This window comes from Niveispirillum sp., from assembly GCF_017996735.1.
Classification (GTDB): Bacteria; Pseudomonadota; Alphaproteobacteria; order Azospirillales; family Azospirillaceae; genus Niveispirillum.
Genome location: NZ_JAGOGJ010000020.1, coordinates 40,844 through 55,718, shown reverse-complemented (window position 1 = coordinate 55,718; position 14,875 = coordinate 40,844). Strand labels below are relative to the sequence as shown.

17 protein-coding genes are annotated in these 14,875 nt (G+C 64.7%); 2 read left to right on the top strand and 15 right to left on the bottom strand.

The window, feature by feature from the left end; all coding sequences use genetic code 11:
• Window positions 1-24 precede the first annotated feature (24 nt).
• Entirely contained in the window at window positions 25-939 is a 915-nt protein-coding gene (locus KBA48_RS09390) for a LysR family transcriptional regulator (RefSeq protein ID WP_292905531.1), read from the bottom strand.
• A 118-nt stretch (window positions 940-1,057) separates the two neighbouring features.
• On the opposite strand from KBA48_RS09390, the gene KBA48_RS09385 reads away from it, so the two are divergent.
• Both KBA48_RS09385 and KBA48_RS09380 read left to right on the top strand, forming a co-directional pair.
• Window positions 1,058-1,843, top strand: a complete 786-nt coding sequence (locus tag KBA48_RS09385) for an SDR family NAD(P)-dependent oxidoreductase (RefSeq protein WP_292905529.1) — start codon at window positions 1,058-1,060, stop codon at window positions 1,841-1,843.
• Window positions 1,844-1,863: 20 nt separating this feature from the next.
• On the top strand, window positions 1,864-2,772 hold the full coding sequence (locus KBA48_RS09380; protein WP_292905527.1) for an NAD-dependent epimerase/dehydratase family protein: 909 nt from the start codon (window positions 1,864-1,866) through the stop codon (window positions 2,770-2,772).
• On the opposite strand, the gene KBA48_RS09375 is transcribed toward KBA48_RS09380, so the two are convergent.
• From KBA48_RS09375 to KBA48_RS09310, 14 genes are all read right to left on the bottom strand, one after another.
• Window positions 2,763-3,536 (bottom strand): cyclase family protein, encoded by a 774-nt coding sequence (locus KBA48_RS09375; protein ID WP_292905525.1) that lies wholly within the window; start codon window positions 3,534-3,536, stop codon window positions 2,763-2,765. The two genes, KBA48_RS09380 and KBA48_RS09375, sit on opposite strands and share 10 nt — an antisense overlap.
• Before the next feature lie 5 nt (window positions 3,537-3,541).
• A complete protein-coding gene (locus KBA48_RS09370; protein WP_292905523.1) occupies window positions 3,542-3,835 on the bottom strand; it encodes a 2Fe-2S iron-sulfur cluster-binding protein in 294 nt (97 codons plus the stop codon).
• Window positions 3,832-4,995 carry a prolyl oligopeptidase family serine peptidase gene (locus KBA48_RS09365; RefSeq protein WP_292905521.1) on the bottom strand — a complete coding sequence of 388 codons (1,164 nt, stop codon included), beginning with the start codon at window positions 4,993-4,995 and terminating at the stop codon, window positions 3,832-3,834. Before KBA48_RS09365 ends, KBA48_RS09370 begins: the two co-directional genes overlap by 4 nt.
• 3 nt (window positions 4,996-4,998) lie before the next feature.
• Window positions 4,999-5,901 (bottom strand): VOC family protein, encoded by a 903-nt coding sequence (locus KBA48_RS09360; protein ID WP_292905519.1) that lies wholly within the window; start codon window positions 5,899-5,901, stop codon window positions 4,999-5,001.
• Window positions 5,902-5,921: 20 nt separating this feature from the next.
• Window positions 5,922-7,043, bottom strand: a complete 1,122-nt coding sequence (locus KBA48_RS09355) for an FAD-dependent oxidoreductase (protein ID WP_292905517.1) — start codon at window positions 7,041-7,043, stop codon at window positions 5,922-5,924.
• A 187-nt stretch (window positions 7,044-7,230) separates the two neighbouring features.
• On the bottom strand, window positions 7,231-8,202 hold the full coding sequence (locus KBA48_RS09350) for a fumarylacetoacetate hydrolase family protein (protein WP_292905515.1): 972 nt from the start codon (window positions 8,200-8,202) through the stop codon (window positions 7,231-7,233).
• A gap of 110 nt (window positions 8,203-8,312) precedes the next feature.
• Window positions 8,313-8,741, bottom strand: coding sequence for a nuclear transport factor 2 family protein (locus KBA48_RS09345; protein ID WP_292905513.1), 429 nt, complete (start codon window positions 8,739-8,741; stop codon window positions 8,313-8,315).
• Between the two features lie 31 nt (window positions 8,742-8,772).
• Window positions 8,773-9,468: an alpha/beta hydrolase gene (locus tag KBA48_RS09340; protein WP_292905511.1), complete on the bottom strand. Its 696-nt coding sequence runs from the start codon at window positions 9,466-9,468 to the stop codon at window positions 8,773-8,775.
• Between the two features lie 44 nt (window positions 9,469-9,512).
• Window positions 9,513-10,454, bottom strand: coding sequence for a Gfo/Idh/MocA family oxidoreductase (locus tag KBA48_RS09335; RefSeq protein WP_292905509.1), 942 nt, complete (start codon window positions 10,452-10,454; stop codon window positions 9,513-9,515).
• Window positions 10,451-11,293, bottom strand: a complete 843-nt coding sequence (locus KBA48_RS09330; protein ID WP_292905507.1) for a class III extradiol dioxygenase subunit beta — start codon at window positions 11,291-11,293, stop codon at window positions 10,451-10,453. The genes KBA48_RS09335 and KBA48_RS09330 overlap by 4 nt, the downstream gene beginning before the upstream one ends.
• A gap of 1 nt (window position 11,294) precedes the next feature.
• A complete protein-coding gene (ligA, locus tag KBA48_RS09325) occupies window positions 11,295-11,714 on the bottom strand; it encodes a protocatechuate 4,5-dioxygenase subunit alpha (RefSeq protein ID WP_292905505.1) in 420 nt (139 codons plus the stop codon).
• The gene (locus KBA48_RS09320; RefSeq protein ID WP_292905503.1) at window positions 11,711-12,736 is read right to left on the bottom strand and encodes an amidohydrolase family protein; all 1,026 of its coding nucleotides are present in this window, start codon (window positions 12,734-12,736) and stop codon (window positions 11,711-11,713) included. The genes ligA and KBA48_RS09320 overlap by 4 nt, the downstream gene beginning before the upstream one ends.
• Complete coding sequence (locus KBA48_RS09315) at window positions 12,733-13,608, bottom strand: NAD(P)-dependent oxidoreductase (RefSeq protein ID WP_292905501.1); 876 nt, start codon at window positions 13,606-13,608, stop codon at window positions 12,733-12,735. The genes KBA48_RS09320 and KBA48_RS09315 overlap by 4 nt, the downstream gene beginning before the upstream one ends.
• Window positions 13,609-13,670: 62 nt before the next feature.
• Window positions 13,671-14,834: a LysR family transcriptional regulator gene (locus KBA48_RS09310; protein WP_292905499.1), complete on the bottom strand. Its 1,164-nt coding sequence runs from the start codon at window positions 14,832-14,834 to the stop codon at window positions 13,671-13,673.
• Window positions 14,835-14,875: the final 41 nt, after the last annotated feature.

Sequence of the window (14,875 nt, the reverse complement as noted above, 5' to 3'; positions counted from 1 at the left end):
CAACCTATCACTCTGGCCAATGGTTCAGCCGGCATCCTGTTCGGCGGCACAGCGGCGCATCAGGCTGCGGAACCAGACCAGGGCCGGGTCACGCTGAAAATGCCGATGCCATTGCACCATCTCCGTCAGCACCGGAAACTCGATGGGCAGCGGCAGGATACGCAGGGGAAGACGCTGCACATAAAGCCGCGCCAGCCGTTCATGCATGGTGGCCAGCAGATCCGTTCCGATCAGCATGCTGGGCACCGTAGTGAAGTCGGCCACGAACAGCTCGGCGTTGCGGCTATGGCCGAACCGGTCCAGAAACCATTGATCGAAACTGGGGGCACGTCGCTGGCCGAACCGCACCAGCACATGGCTTAGCGCCATATATTGCTCAAAGCTGATCGTGTCCGCGACCTTGGTATTCCCCTCCCACACCACGACGACATGGGTGTCGGTGAACAGTTTTTCCTTGGGATGATCGGGATCGGTGAAATTGTCGGGCGTGATGACAAAATCCACATGGCCCCGTGACAGCCGCTCCAGCACCAGATCATCCATGCCGTCGATTTCCACCTTGATACCGGGCGCCAGCCCCCGCGCCTCCCGGATCACCCGGGCCAACAGCACTTCGGTTACGTAATCCGATGCGTGCATGCGGATGGTGCGGGTGGCACTGGCGGGATCGAAGCTTGGCTTGGTTTCGATGGCGGCCTGGATTTGCATCAGGATATCGCGCACCGGCTCCGCCAGGCTTTCGGCCAGCGGGGTGGGCACCATCGACCGGCCGATCTGGGCCAGGATATCATCGTCGAAAAATTCGCGCAGACGGGCCAGATTGCCGCTGACGGCCGACTGGCTAAGGTTCAGGCGATTGGCCGCGCGCGATACGCTGCGTTCTTCCAGCAGCACATCCAGCACCACCAGCAGGTTCAGGTCCAGTTTCTGGAACCGCATTGTTTATCCTCCCATCCATCGGTCATGCCGATAGTTTGGTTCAGTAAATACGACTTCGGTGATGGACGTACAGCCCCTATCGTCGTCCCATCGACTTTCCCCCTGCCAAGGACTCCCCATGAACGCGACCGGCTATGGCCGCCTGTTCGACCTATCCGGTCGTCATGCCCTGGTCACCGGCGGACAGCGCGGGCTGGGTCTGGCCATTGCCACGGCCCTGGCCGGCCATGGCGCCACGGTGTGGATTTGCAGTGAGGATGCATCAGGCTGCGAAACGGCGGCGCAGGGGTTGCAGGCGCAGGGGCTGGCCGTACATGCCATTGCCTGCGACGTGATGGATCGCGCGGCGCTGTCCGCCCTGGTGGAACGGGTAACGGCGGCCCGGCCGCTGGATATCCTGGTCTGCAATGCCGGCGTGGCGCCGCATGCCGGGCCCATCAGCACGGCCAGTGACGCTGACTGGCAGGCGACCATGACCATCAATCTGCAAAGTGTGCTGTGGCTGGCCGGCATGGTCCTGCCCGGCATGGCGGCGGCGGGGGGCGGCAGCATGATCATCATGTCCTCCCTCGCCGGCCTGCGGGGGAACAAGGCGCTGGGCCTCTACGCCCTGTCCAAGGCTGCCAATGCGCAGTTGGCGCGCAATCTGGCCGTGGAATGGGGACCGTCCAACATCCGGGTCAATGCCATCTCCCCCGGTTTCATCCGCACCGATCTGGCGCGTGACCTGCTGTCCAATCCGGCCTTCATGGAACGGCGCATGGCCATGACGCCCCTGCGCCGACCAGGAGAGGTGACAGAGGTGGCCGGCGTCGCCGTCATGCTGGCGTCCGCCGCCGGGGCCTTCATCACGGGACAGAATATCGTGATTGATGGCGGCACCCTTATCACCGATGGAAGCTGAAGAAAGAGCGGAGAAACGCCGTGCATATCCTGATCACCGGCGCCGACGGTTTTGTCGGCCGTGCGCTTGTCCGCCGTCTGCTGTCGGGTACCCAAGCCCGTCTGACCCTGGTGGATCAGCGGTTCGGGGACCTGCCCGACGATCCGCGCCTATGCCCTGTCACCGGCAGTATCGCTGACAGCGCCCTGTGGAGCGACGCCTTGGCCCTTCCCGCCGATATCGTCTTTCATCTGGCCAGTGTGCCGGGCGGGCTGGCGGAGCGGGAATTTGACCTGGGCATGGCGGTGAACCTGCAGGGCACCCTGGGCCTGCTGGACGCGCTGCGGCGGCAGGGTCAGCCGGCAAAACTCGTCTTTGCCAGCAGCGTCGCCGTCTATGGCGACCCGCTGCCGGCCACGGTCGATGATGCCACCCCGCCCCGCCCCACCCTGTCCTATGGCGTACAGAAGCTGGCGGCAGAATTGATGGTGACCGAATACAGCCGGCGCGGCTTTATCGACGGGTGCAGCCTGCGCCTGCCCGGCATCGTGGCGCGCCCGCCGGCCCCCTCGGGCCTGATATCGGCCTTCATGAGCGAGGTAATGTGGGCGGCCGTGGAACGGCGCCCCGTGACCCTGCCCGTCGGGCCGGATGCTGTGTGCTGGTGGATGTCGGTGGCGTCCGCCGTGGATGCGCTGCTTCATGCCGTCACCCTGCCGGGACAGGGGCAGGTCTGGCTGCCGCCCGTCCTGCGGCTGACCATCGGCGAGTTGGTGGAGGCCCTGGCCCGCCGGTTCGGGCCGGTGGCCGTGACCTATGCCCCGGACCCGATGGTGGAGGCACGGTTTGGCCGCCAGCCGCCGCTGCGGGCGGATCGGGCACTGGCGGCGGGGTTCCTTGATGATGGGACCGTGGACCGGCTGATCGACCGGTCCCTGGATCAATCCTGAAGGATGGCGACGGCGCGGGTCCAGCCCGCACTGGCGGCCCGCACCTTGACGGGGAAGCAGGCGACGGTAAAGCCGGTGTCGGGCAGTGCCTCCAGGTTGGTCAGTTTTTCCATGTGGCAATAGCCAACATCCTTGCCGACATAGTGCCCCTCCCAGATCAGCGACGCGTCGCCCGTTTCCTTGAACTTCGCGGCGGTGAAGGGGAATGGCGCATCCCAGCTCCAGCCGTCGATGCCCGTGACGCGCACGCCGCGTTCGACCAGATACAAGGTCGCCTCCCGCCCCATGCCGCACCCTTTGGCCAGGAAGTCCGGCGTGCCATAGGCGGCAGCGGCGGCGGTGTTGACCAGCACGATATCCAGCGGCTGCAGCACATGGCCGATGCGGGCCAGTTCGGCCTCCACCTCGGCCGCCGTCACCACATGACCATCGGGCAGGTGACGGAAATCCAGCTTCACACCGGGGCGGAAACACCAGTCCAGCGGCACCTCGTCGATGGTGATGGCCCGTTTGCCGCCATCCATCGTGGAATGGTAATGCCAGGGTGCGTCCATATGGGTACCGTTATGGGTGGTCAGCTCCACCCATTCCGCCGCCGGCCCCTCGCCGTCGGGCAATTGCTCGGCCTTCAGGCCGGGGAACATCTGGCAATATTCCGCCGCCCCCTCGGCGTGGCTGGCATAACGGATCTTGGGCCGCATGAAGGGCGGGTCGGCGGGCACGTCATTTTCCAGATGCACCGACAGATCGACGATACGCGGCATGGCGCTTACTCCGGCTCGATGATTTCAACGCGCAGCCCGGTGGCGGGCCGCATCTGGCAGGCAAGACGGATGGCGGGGTCTGTAATGTCCAACTGACGGCGCAGATGCGCCTCATCCGGCCCCATCGGGCCGGGATCGCCCGACAGAACCCGCACCCGGCAGGTGCCACAAATGCAGCAACCGCCGCACAGGGCCGTGATCATTCCACGGTCCTGGACGGCGATGGCCTCAAACAGGGACTGGCCGGGCGTGACGTCCACCGTCACCTCCCCGCCAGTCCTATGCAGCGTCACACTCACGCCGTCCGCCCGCCCAGGGTCTCGGCAAACCAGTCGGCGATATAGTCGCGGCCGAACGACATGTTGTCGGCCCCGACATGTTCAACGCCCCCTTCCCGCTCGGTGAAGATTTTCAGTTCACGCCGGGGGGAGTTCACCAGTTGATCATAGGTCTGGTGGGCGTAATCGACGGAGATTTGGCGGTCCCTGGCCCCATGGGTGACCAGGAACGGCACCTTGATCCGGTCCAGCACCCCGTTCAGATGCATGCCTTCCGCCTTGGCGAAGAAATCATCCATGTCCGTGGCGCCAAAGACCCAGCGCACATGGCCCCAGTAATGCGGAACCGGGTTCTCTCCTTCCCGCTTCAGGCGCTTCTGCTGCACTTCGCGCCAATCATGGTTGGCACCCCATACGGCGCCGCTGGCAAAACGCGGCTCGAACGCCACCGCGCGCGGGGTGAAGTACCCGCCGAGCGAGATGCCGACCATGCCGATCCTGTCGGCGATCACATCGGGCCGGGCGGCCAGATAATCGAAGGCGGGCGTGGCCCAGCGTTCGGTTTCATGCGTGGCGTACAGGTTGTTGGCGCGCAGCGCCTCGCCCGTGCCCGGCTGGTCGATGCACAGGGTGGAGATGCCGCGCTTGGCCAGCGCCTGCGGCAGCCAGGACCAGAACAGCAGCTCCTTGCAGCTATCCAGCCCGTTGACATACAGCACGCAGGGCGCCGGCCCCTCCACCCCTTCGGCGCGCGTGAACAGGCCGGGGATGAAGCTGTCGCCGAACGGGATCTCGACACGGGTGCAGTTCTCCCGCGACAGGGCCGTGCCCTTACGGAAGGCATCCTGGCCTTTGCGGAAGGTCTCCTCCCGGCCCGGATGGCCGTGGCCCTGCATCCGTTCAGCGGTGATGTAATAGAGCGAGGCGCGTTGCAGCTTGGCCCCGGCGGAAAAGGCCCGTCCGCGTGCCTCATCCTCCGCCGCCAGTCCCACCAGCTTATCCGCCATGGCTACCCATTGCGCCAGGAAGGCGCCGGTGCCGGCATCCTCGCCGCGTGCCGCCGCGTCCAGCAGGGGGCGGCACATATCCTCGATCTCACCGACCCGACCACCGCTTTCGATGGCGATGTTGACGGACAGGTTCCAGATGTAATTGTTGGGGAAATACTGGAACAAAGCCATGGTTCAGACCCCCACTGCCTGGAACAGGCCCGCATCGGGCGCCGGGTGCGGCATGGTCTGCGGCCCGCCGCTGCCGGCGCCCCACTGATCCATGGTTTCCGGTGTGGGCTTGTGAACGGTGGCGACCCAGGTGGCGTCATCCACCTTTTCCAGCTCCGCCGTATATTCCACGGCAAAACCGGCCGGCGTCGTGAAATAGCTGAACGTGTTGTTGCCGGCCGTGTGCCGGCCGGGACCCCAGCGCAACTCCACTTCCGCCTTCTTCAGCTTGCCCACGCCGCGCATCATCGCGTCCATGTCGGGCATGTCATAGGCGACATGGTTCAGGCAGGGCGGGCCGGGCAGGAAGGCCACGCGGTGGTGCCATTCATTGCAGCGCAGGAAGCACATGAAATCGCCCAGCCAGTCCGACACACGGAAGCCCAGCACATTCACGAAGAAGTCCACGGCGCCCTTATGGTCGGGCGAATGCATGACGATGTGGCTGATCTTTTCCGGCAGCGCCTCCCGGGCCAGCACCGGTCGCGATGGCCCGCGCTCCACCCCGGCGGAAATTTCGAAGGTCAGGCCATCCTTGCCGAAGAAGCGGAAACCATAGCCGCCGCCAAAGGAGGACAGCGCCGTCGGCGCAAAGATCACACGGCAACCGGCGGCCACCACCTTGTCATGCAAGGCATCGACATCGGCATTGCTGTCGGCGGCCAGAGCGATGACATCCACACGCTGCACATCGGCCGCGCGCAGGCGAACCACATACAGCTCCGGCGCGCCCTCGGCCGCGAAATAGACCATGCCATCCTGGGCCGCCACCTCGCGCAGGCCCCATTTGTCGCGGTAGAAGGCGCGTTCGGCCTCCAGATCCGTCACGCCATAGCCGACATAGCGGATATCCGTCACACGGGTCATGTCAGGTCTCTCCCAAAAGATCAAAGCGGTTGGGCCAGGGCGGCCATGGCCTGATTCATCAGGCGGGGATGTTCGTCGCTATGCACGCCGCTCAGTTCGATCTCGCCCAACCGGACGGAATTGTTCACCACCATGGCGGCCCGGTCGTAACGCCGCGCCATGAAGGCGCCGAAGGCGGCGGACAGGCTGTCGGCACCCGCCAGCACATCGCCCAGCACCACCGCATCCTCCATCGCCATGCCGGCACCCGATGCCAGATGCGGGGTGGTGGCATGCGCGGCATCACCAATCAGCAGACCGCGCCGGGTATGCCAGGGACCGGGCAGCAGCAGCACCTCCAGCGGGCGGAAATTCACCACCGACCGGTCGCTGATCTGATCCCGGACAAAGCCGATGGAGCCGCCAAAACCCGCCAGCCGCTCGCGCAGCAGATCGGGCAGATCGGCTTCCGCATGGCGGGTGTTGGGGGCAATGGCCTCCAGGGCGAACAGATACATCTGGTCAGGCGAACAGGGGTTCACCCCGGCCTTGATGGGCGCGCCCAGGAACATCTCCACACCCGTCACGCCGTCCGGCCGGGGGGCCGTGGTGCGCCAGCAGGCCTGGCCCGTGAAACGCGGCTTGGGCGCGTCGGGGAACAGCAGGCCGCGGGTGCGGGAATAGATGCCATCGGCCCCGATCACCAGATCGTAACGGCCCGTGCGCCCGTCGCTGAACGTCACCTCCGCCCCATCGGCATCCTCGGCATAGTTGTCGATAGTGACGCCCAGGCGGATATCGGCCGCCGCCGCGCGGGTACGGCTGGCCAGGATCTCATGCAGCACGGGCCGCATGATGCCCCCGCCCGACGGCAGGTCGGCCGCCAGCGGCGGGATGGCCACTTCCCCGATCGGGTGGCCGGTGGGTGAGAACAGCCGCGTGCTGGCGGAGCAATAACCGTGCTGGCGGAACTCATCCAGGATGCCCAGCCGCTGAAACGCGCGCAGCGTCGGACCGGTGATGGAGATGCCGGCGCCATAGACACGCCAGGCCGGATCCTGGTCGATGACATCGACCGCCACCCCCAGGCGCGACAGCACCAAAGTGGTCGACATGCCGGCGATACCGCCGCCAACGACAAGCGCAGTACGGATCAAAGGCACATGCTCCTCCCAGGCCGCCCGCCCAGGGGGTGGCAGCCGGATAGCCCGCCGATGAAGCGGGTCGTTATCGTGGTTTGATGGGGAGGCCGCCGTCGCGTGCCTCCATGCAAAAACCATAAGCCCGCCGAACAAATCACCAAAGCCGTTTATACCGATACAAAGCATCGGCCTTGGTGATGGATGGCAATCAAGCCTTGATGACTTCCTGGTCGATGACGCCGAAGACGCTTTGCCCGTCGCGCAGCACCTCCATCCGCACCCGGTCGCCGAAATGCAGGAAGCTGGTGCGGGCCGCACCCTCGTCCAGCATTTCGATCCCCCGCCGTTCGGCGATGCAGCTCGACCCGACCTCACGATAATTCTCGTTCGACACCGTGCCCGATCCGATGATGGTGCCGGCGCACAGGTCGCGCGTGCGGGCGGCGTGCGCGATCAACTGGCCGAAGCAGAAACCCATGGCCCCGCCATTGGCGGCCCCGAAACGCTGGCCGTTCAGATCGACCAGCAGATCCAGATGCACACGGGCGTCGGCCCAGGCGTCACCCAGTTCATCCGGCGTCACGGCGATGGGGGCGACGGAACAGGCCGGTTTGGCCTGGACCCAGCCGAAGCCGGTCAGCATTTCCGCCCGCGCGGCGGCCCGCAGGGACCAGTCATTGAGCAACAGGACCAGCCGGATATGGTCGCGGGCGCGGGCCGCATCGGTTCCCATGGGAACCCCATCGGTGACCACCGCGAATTCACCTTCGAAATCGATCCCGTCCTCTTCCGTCGGAAAGGGTACGGGCGCCGTGGGGGCGATGAAACGGTGCGACATGCCCTGATACATCAGGGGCTTGTCGGTCTGCGGGTTTGTGATGCCGAAGACCTTCGCCATCAGTTCCCCATGCGCTTGGAAGGCAGAACCGTCCAGCCATTGCCACGCGCGCGGCAACGGGGCCAGGGCGCGCGACGGGTCGAACGGAACGGCCCCGGTAAGCGACCCGGCATTCAGCGCGTCCGACAGGGTCTGAAGACGCGGGGCAATACGCGCCCAATCATCCAGCGCATCCTGCAGGGTGTTGGCGATGTCGGTGGCGGGAACAGCGCGGGTCAGATCGCGGGAAACGACAAAAAGCCGCCCATCACGACCGCCAAGGTCAAGGCTTGCCAGCTTCATTTCTGTTCTCTGAAATTTGTAAGGGAATATTGGCATACGGGCAGTCGTGCCCGTCATCAAGTTGGGATGGCCGATCCGTCATATCGACCGCACCGATAGATCGGGTGATATCAACCGCCAAACTGCAAATCGATCATTCCTCTGCGCGACCTGAACAACCATTGCGCCCCTTGCTTCACGATCTCATCCGAAAAATGGCCCACCATGATGGGGGGTGCGGCGCTCCGGGTTTCCAGAGAGGCGGAATAGAGCGTGATGATGCTTCGGGCCTTGACGCTGGTCCCGCTTTCAATCGTGATCAAGATGTTGGAGACGATATGCACGGTCTTGCGCGGCGGCCTTGCCTGGAAAGCCTGCAATATCGTCTTGCGGCCGGTCAGGATTTCTTCCGGCCGGCTGGGTCTTGCGAATGTTCCGTCTTCGGTAAACAGCGCGACCAGCCTGTCATAGTCACCCGCATCATTCAGCGCCGAATAAAGGGTAATCAGGCTGGTGCATTCCTGGGTGATGCAAAGCTTCTCAACGGCACTGATTTCCATCTGATATTTCCCTTTGTTCGACATTCACCTGTCAATGTTCAAGCCAGGCCCGCAAGGCGGCCGCCACCTCCCGGCTGGCCTCGAACGGCGCCATATGGCCGCTGTCGGGGAAAACCACCAGCGAGGCGCCGTCAATATGCTGGGCGATGAGTTGATGCTGGCCGGACGGGCTCCACTCATCATGCTGTCCGACACCGACCAGGGTGGGGCAGCGGATCTGGCCAAGCCCTGCTGCGGCGTCAGGCCGGTTGAGCAGGGCTTTCACCTGCGCTTCATAAATATCCGGGGTCATGCGCAGCACCATGTCCCGCAACGGATCAATCATCGACGCCTGCGCCCGGTTGGCCGGTGCCAGCATGGGGGGCAGCCAGCGATCAGCAAGGGCTGCCATGCCTTGCGCATGGGCCAGATCGACCAGCTTCTGGCGGCTTTCCGCTTCACCTTGTTTGGCGGGATGGGTTCCGGTATCCAGAAGCGCCAGACGGTCGATCCTGTCGGGCGCGCGGCGATGGATTTCAAGGGCCACGCGCGCCCCCATCGAATGTCCGGCCAGGGCGAATGTGGCGGGGGCATTGTCCAGAACATACTCGGCCATGGCGCCGATGCTGTCGAATCCCCTGAAATCAAAGGCACGAACAGGGATCATGTCCGCCAGATCCGGGGTCAGCCGGGACCAGACGGTCTCATCGCACAGCAACCCCGACAGCAGCAGAAGTTCATGACGCACAGCATTATCCTCCAGGCCGACATCGGCCAATCAGGGGTCAGGGATCACCGGCTCAGTTGCTGTTCCAGCCTGTGCAGGGTCTCGTAACAAGGCAGGACCCTGGCGACACTGGCATTGGGTTCCCGGCCCTCCCGGATGGCGGCGATGAATTCGCGGTCCTGCAATTCAATGCCGTTCATCGACATGTCGACCTGTGACAGGTCGATCTTCTCCTCCCGCCCCGTGACCAGATCGTCATAGCGCGCGACATAGGTGCCCTTGTCGCAGATATAGCGGAAGAAACTACCCAGCGGCCCGTCATTGTTGAAGGACAGGGACAGGGTGCAGATCGCCCCCGTCTCCGCCTTCAACTGGATCGACATATCCATGGCGATGCCCAGTTCCGGATGGACCGGCCCCTGCAACACATTGGCCTGGACGATGCGACCGGACTGATAGGCGAACAGGTCCACAGTGTGGGCCGCATGGTGCCACAGCAGATGATCGGTCCAGCTCCGCGGTTCGCCCCTGGCGTTCATGTTCTGGCGCCGGAAGAAATAGGTCTGCACATCCATCTGCTGCAAAGCCAATTCACCCGACGCGATGCGCCGGTGCAGCCATTGGTGCGACGGGTTGAAACGCCGTGTATGGCCGACCATGCAGACCAGACCCGTTTCCCGCTGTTTCCTCCACACCGCCTGGGCGTCGGCCCAGTTATCGGCCAGCGGGATTTCCACCTGCACATGCTTGCCGGCATCCAGGCAGGCCATGGCCTGGGCGGCATGCATCGGCGTGGGGGTACAGAGGATCACCGCATCCACGTCCGGACGGGCCAAAACCTCGCCCAGGTCGGTGCCGGCATGCGCGGCACCGTATTTCTGCGCCACAGCGCGGGCCTGATCCAGGCGTCGGCTGATCACGGATGTCAGGGTGACACCTTGGATATTCTTCAGCGCGTCCAGATGTTTTTCCCCAAAGGCGCCGGCGCCGACCAGCGCGATCCTCATCGAACGGGCTCCAGCACAAGGTGCCCGACCGCCGTATTGCTGGCCGGCACATGATAGTGGCGATGAAGTTGCCGGACATCCGGCCCCAGCGCGCCACGCATGATCAGCCACATCACCATCTCGATGCCTTCCGTTCCCGTTTCCCGCAGATATTCGATATGCGGGATGGCGCGCAGGCGCTGGCTGTCCTGGCTCATCATGTCCAGGAACCGATTGTCCCAGGCGGCATTGATCAGGCCGGCGCGCGGGCCCTGCAACTGGTGGCTCATGCCGCCGGTGCCCCAGATCTGAACCTTCAGATCGCCTGGAAAGCTTTCCACCGCGCGGCGGATGGCCTCGCCCAGCATCCAGCACCGGTTCCCCGATGGCGGCGGATATGTCACGACATTGACCGCCAGCGGGATCACCTTCACCGGCCAGGCATCGGGCTGCCCGAACAGCAGGCTGAGCGGCACGGTCAGGCCGTGATCGACATCCATCTCGTTGATGATGGTCATGTCGAACTCGTCCAGGATACAGCTTTGCGCGATGTGCCAGGCCAGATCCGGGTGCCCCTGGACCATGGGCACGGGGCGGGGCCCCCAGCCTTCATCCGCCGGCTTGAAACTTTCCGCGCAGCCGATGGCGAAGGTCGGGATGATCCGCATGTCGAAGGCTGTGGCATGGTCGTTATAGACCAGGATCACCACATCGGGCTTTTCCTGCCTGATCCAGTTTCTCGACCAGTCATAGCCTGCCAGGACAGGCTGCCAGTACGGCTCCTGGGTCTTGCCCAGATCGATGGCGGCGCCGATGGCCGGAACATGGCTGGTGCCAACCCCTGCTGTGATGCGCGCCATGTCAGGTGCCCTCCTTGATGGACCGGACGCCGTCGGGCGCGCGGCCGCCGGCCAGCATCATGGCCTGATACGCCTCCACGCTCATCCCGGTCATGGTGCTGACGGCATGCAGGAAATTCTGCCCGTCGGTGGAGATGATCTTGGCCAGGAAATAGATATTGCCGCCCATATTGATCAGGCAGTTGTAATCGCGCGCCTGGATGGCGGCCTTATGCTCCGCGGTCAGGGGCCATTCATCCATATAGGCCTTCTCATCCGCCTTCCAGCGGGCGCGGTTTTCCGGCTTGATCAGGCTCATGGCGAACTGGTTGATCCAGTAGCCCTGACGCGCGCGGGCCACCGTAAAGACCGTTGTGCCGGGAATATCGTCGAACGCCGCCAGATAGGCGTGGATGTCCTCTCTGCTCTCATCCGCTGTCACAGCCCCCTCCCCTTCAGAAGCGCGTCCAGGCGCGGAAAGACGCGGCGGGCATTGCCTTCATAGATCTGGTGTCGTTCCGTCTCCGTAATGTCCAGCGCTTCGATATAGCGTTTGGTATCGTCGAAATAATGGCCGGTTGTCGGATCGATACCCCGAACCGCGCCTACCATTTCGGAACCGAAAAGGATGTTGCGATTGTCGATGACCCTGGCCATCAGGTCGATACCGGGCTGGTGATAAACGCAGGTGTCAAAGAAAACGTTCTTCATCACATGCGTGTCCAGCGACGGCTTCTTCAGCATGTCGGCCAGCCCGCGATAGCGGCCCCAATGGAAGGGTACGGCCCCGCCGCCATGCGGGATGATGAAGCGCAGGGTCGGGAAATCCCGGAACAGGTCCCCCTCGATCAATTGCATGAAGGCGATCGTATCGGCAGCGATATAAAAGGCGCCCGTGGCATGCAGACAGGCATTGCAGGACCCTGAAACATGGATCATGGCCGGCACGTCCAGTTCCACCATCTTCTCATAGAGCGGATACCAGTAGCGGTCGGTCAGGGCCGGGTGGCGGAAATGCCCGCCCCCGGGATCGGGGTTCAGGTTGCAGCCGATGAAGCCCAGGTCGTTGACGCAGCGGTCCAGTTCGGCGATCGACGCCTCCAGCCCCGCATCAGGCGATTGCGGCAGCATGCAGACGCCGACGAAGCTGTCCGGGAACAGCCTCACCACCCGCGCAATCAGATCGTTGCAACGCCGCGACCATTCCAGGCTGACGGCCTGGTCGCCGACATGATGCGCCATCGTAGAGGCACGCGGACTGAAAATGGTCAGGTCCGCCCCGCGTTCGCGGATCAGCCGAAGCTGGTTCTGCTCGATACTCTCAATGATCTCGGCATCGGAGATGTCGGGATAGGGCGGGGCCGGCTCCCCCTTGCGGAACGCGGCCACCTGCGCCTCGCGCCACGCGGTATGGGCATCGGGGGCCGTGGTATAATGGCCATGGCAATCGATCACGAGCGTCATGTCATCTCCGTCCCGTCGCGGGTCAGAAGTCTCAGCTTATGGTGCAGCCCGTCGGGCGAACCGGCGGCGATGGACCCGATCCTGTGCTGGCGGGCAATGGTGCCCCTTGTCATGGCGGGTTCGACGCCCAGATCCTCCAGGGTCCTGGCAACCTCGGCCATTTCGGCGGCGCGGCGCAGACCATGGACCAGCATGCGGTCCAGGTTGTAATCGGCGCGTGTTTGCCATTCCGGACCCAGCGAGGACAGGACCTCCCCCACCACACCGGCCCGGTCTGCGGCCAGCATCATTTCCGCCGTCAGGGCTTCGATGCCCTTCACCATTACCGACCGAACCATCTTGATGGAGGATGCGCGGCCCACCGCGTCCCCCACCGCAGCAACCCTGGCGAAACCGTTGGCGGAAAGGGCGGCAACAGCCCGGTCGGCATGGCGCCCGCTGACCAGCAGCGGCACCGACAGGCGGGCCGGCTCCACCGGGGCCATCACCGCCACATCCACATAGCGGCCGCCTGCCGCCTCGATCACCGCCGCCGCCTGCTGCTTGGTGCGGGGAGCCACCGAATTCATGTCGCACCAGAGCGTGCCGGGCAACAGGAACGGGGCACAGGCCTGCGCCGCCGACAGCGCCTGATCGGCGGTGACCAGGCTCAGGACCAGCGACCGGCCCGCCAGGGCGGCGGCGGCGCTTTCGCAGCCTTGCACGCCGGCGGCATCATAGTCGGCCCATTTGGCGGAGGCCGTATCCGGCCGCGTGGTCTTCACGTCGAAAACCGTGGCGGCTTTCCAGGCGCCCGCCAAGGCGAAGGTGCGCCCGGCCTCACCGAAGCCGATCAGGGCAAGGTCCGATAGGGGGGTGGGTTCGATCTGCATGGCCCAACCCTGACGACAAGCACAGGGCAAGGCCAATCAGTTCAGGCCGGCGGCTATAAGTTTTAGCTAATGACTTTGCCTATGCTACTGGCGACGGCGACCAAAGCCTTGATGAAATCGGCCTGGGCCGGCGTCGGGCGCCAGCCGGTACGGGTCGTGATGCCGATGGTGCGGTGCAGGTCGCCGGGCGCCGGGCCCAGTTGCGCCACCACACCCGCCTGCAGCTCCACCACGAACTGGTCGGGTGACATCAGGGTCAGGAAATCACTGTTCCGGATCAATTCACGTACCGTCAGCGCCGACCCGCATTCGATGGGCACGACCGGCACGGGCAGACCGGCGGCCCGGAACATCGTCTCCCACTGCGCCCGTAACGGCGTGCCGGTCGCCGGCACCACCCAGGGATAATCGCCAAGGCACACCCATGGATCGGGTTGCGTCAGGAGGGGATGGTCGGGCCGTGCGAAGACCACGGGCCGGTCGCCGAACAGGGCGCGCTGATCAACATCGACGGGTGGATGATCCAGGCGCAGCGCACCGATCAACAGGTCCAGATCGCCGTCGCGCAACGGCTCGATCAGTTCGGCATGCGACCCCTCGACAATGGTGACAGTGATGTCGGGATGGGCGCGGTGAAATGCGGCGACGGCGCCGGGCAGCAGCCGGGCGCGCGACAGAGGCATAGCCCCGATGGCCACCCGCCCCACCTCCACCCCGTCCAGGGCCTGCAATTCCGTCAGCGCCGCCGTCAGTTCCGCCCGCGCCAGCCGGAAGGCGCGCAGGGTCCGGTGCCCGGCCTCCGTCAGGGCGATGCCGCGCCCCCGCCGCTCGACCATGTCGCGGCGCAGCGCCAGCGACAGATCCTTCACCGCCCTGTGCAGGGTGGGCTGCGACAGACCACCCGCCTGCCCCGCCTCCGCCAGGCTGCCGGCACCCCCGACAAGGATCAGGGCGCGGACCTGCGCCATGGTCACACGTGGAGAGGCGATATGGGCCAGCGCCGCCTCCAGCCGTGGCTGCAACAATCGCGCAGCCTCCGTCATTTCCATGCCGTCGGCCCGCCGTTCGAACAAGGGCCGACCCAGTTCACGCTCCAGCCGGGCAAGCCCCTGCGTCACCGCCGGCTGGGTCAGGGCCACGGCCTGGGCGGCGGCACTGATACTGCCGCGCCGCATCACCTCAAGCGCGGCGCGCAGGTGGCGAAGATTAAGATTCCAGATATGCATTACACCACGATTAGCAAAAACTTATGGCACCGGACTGCTTC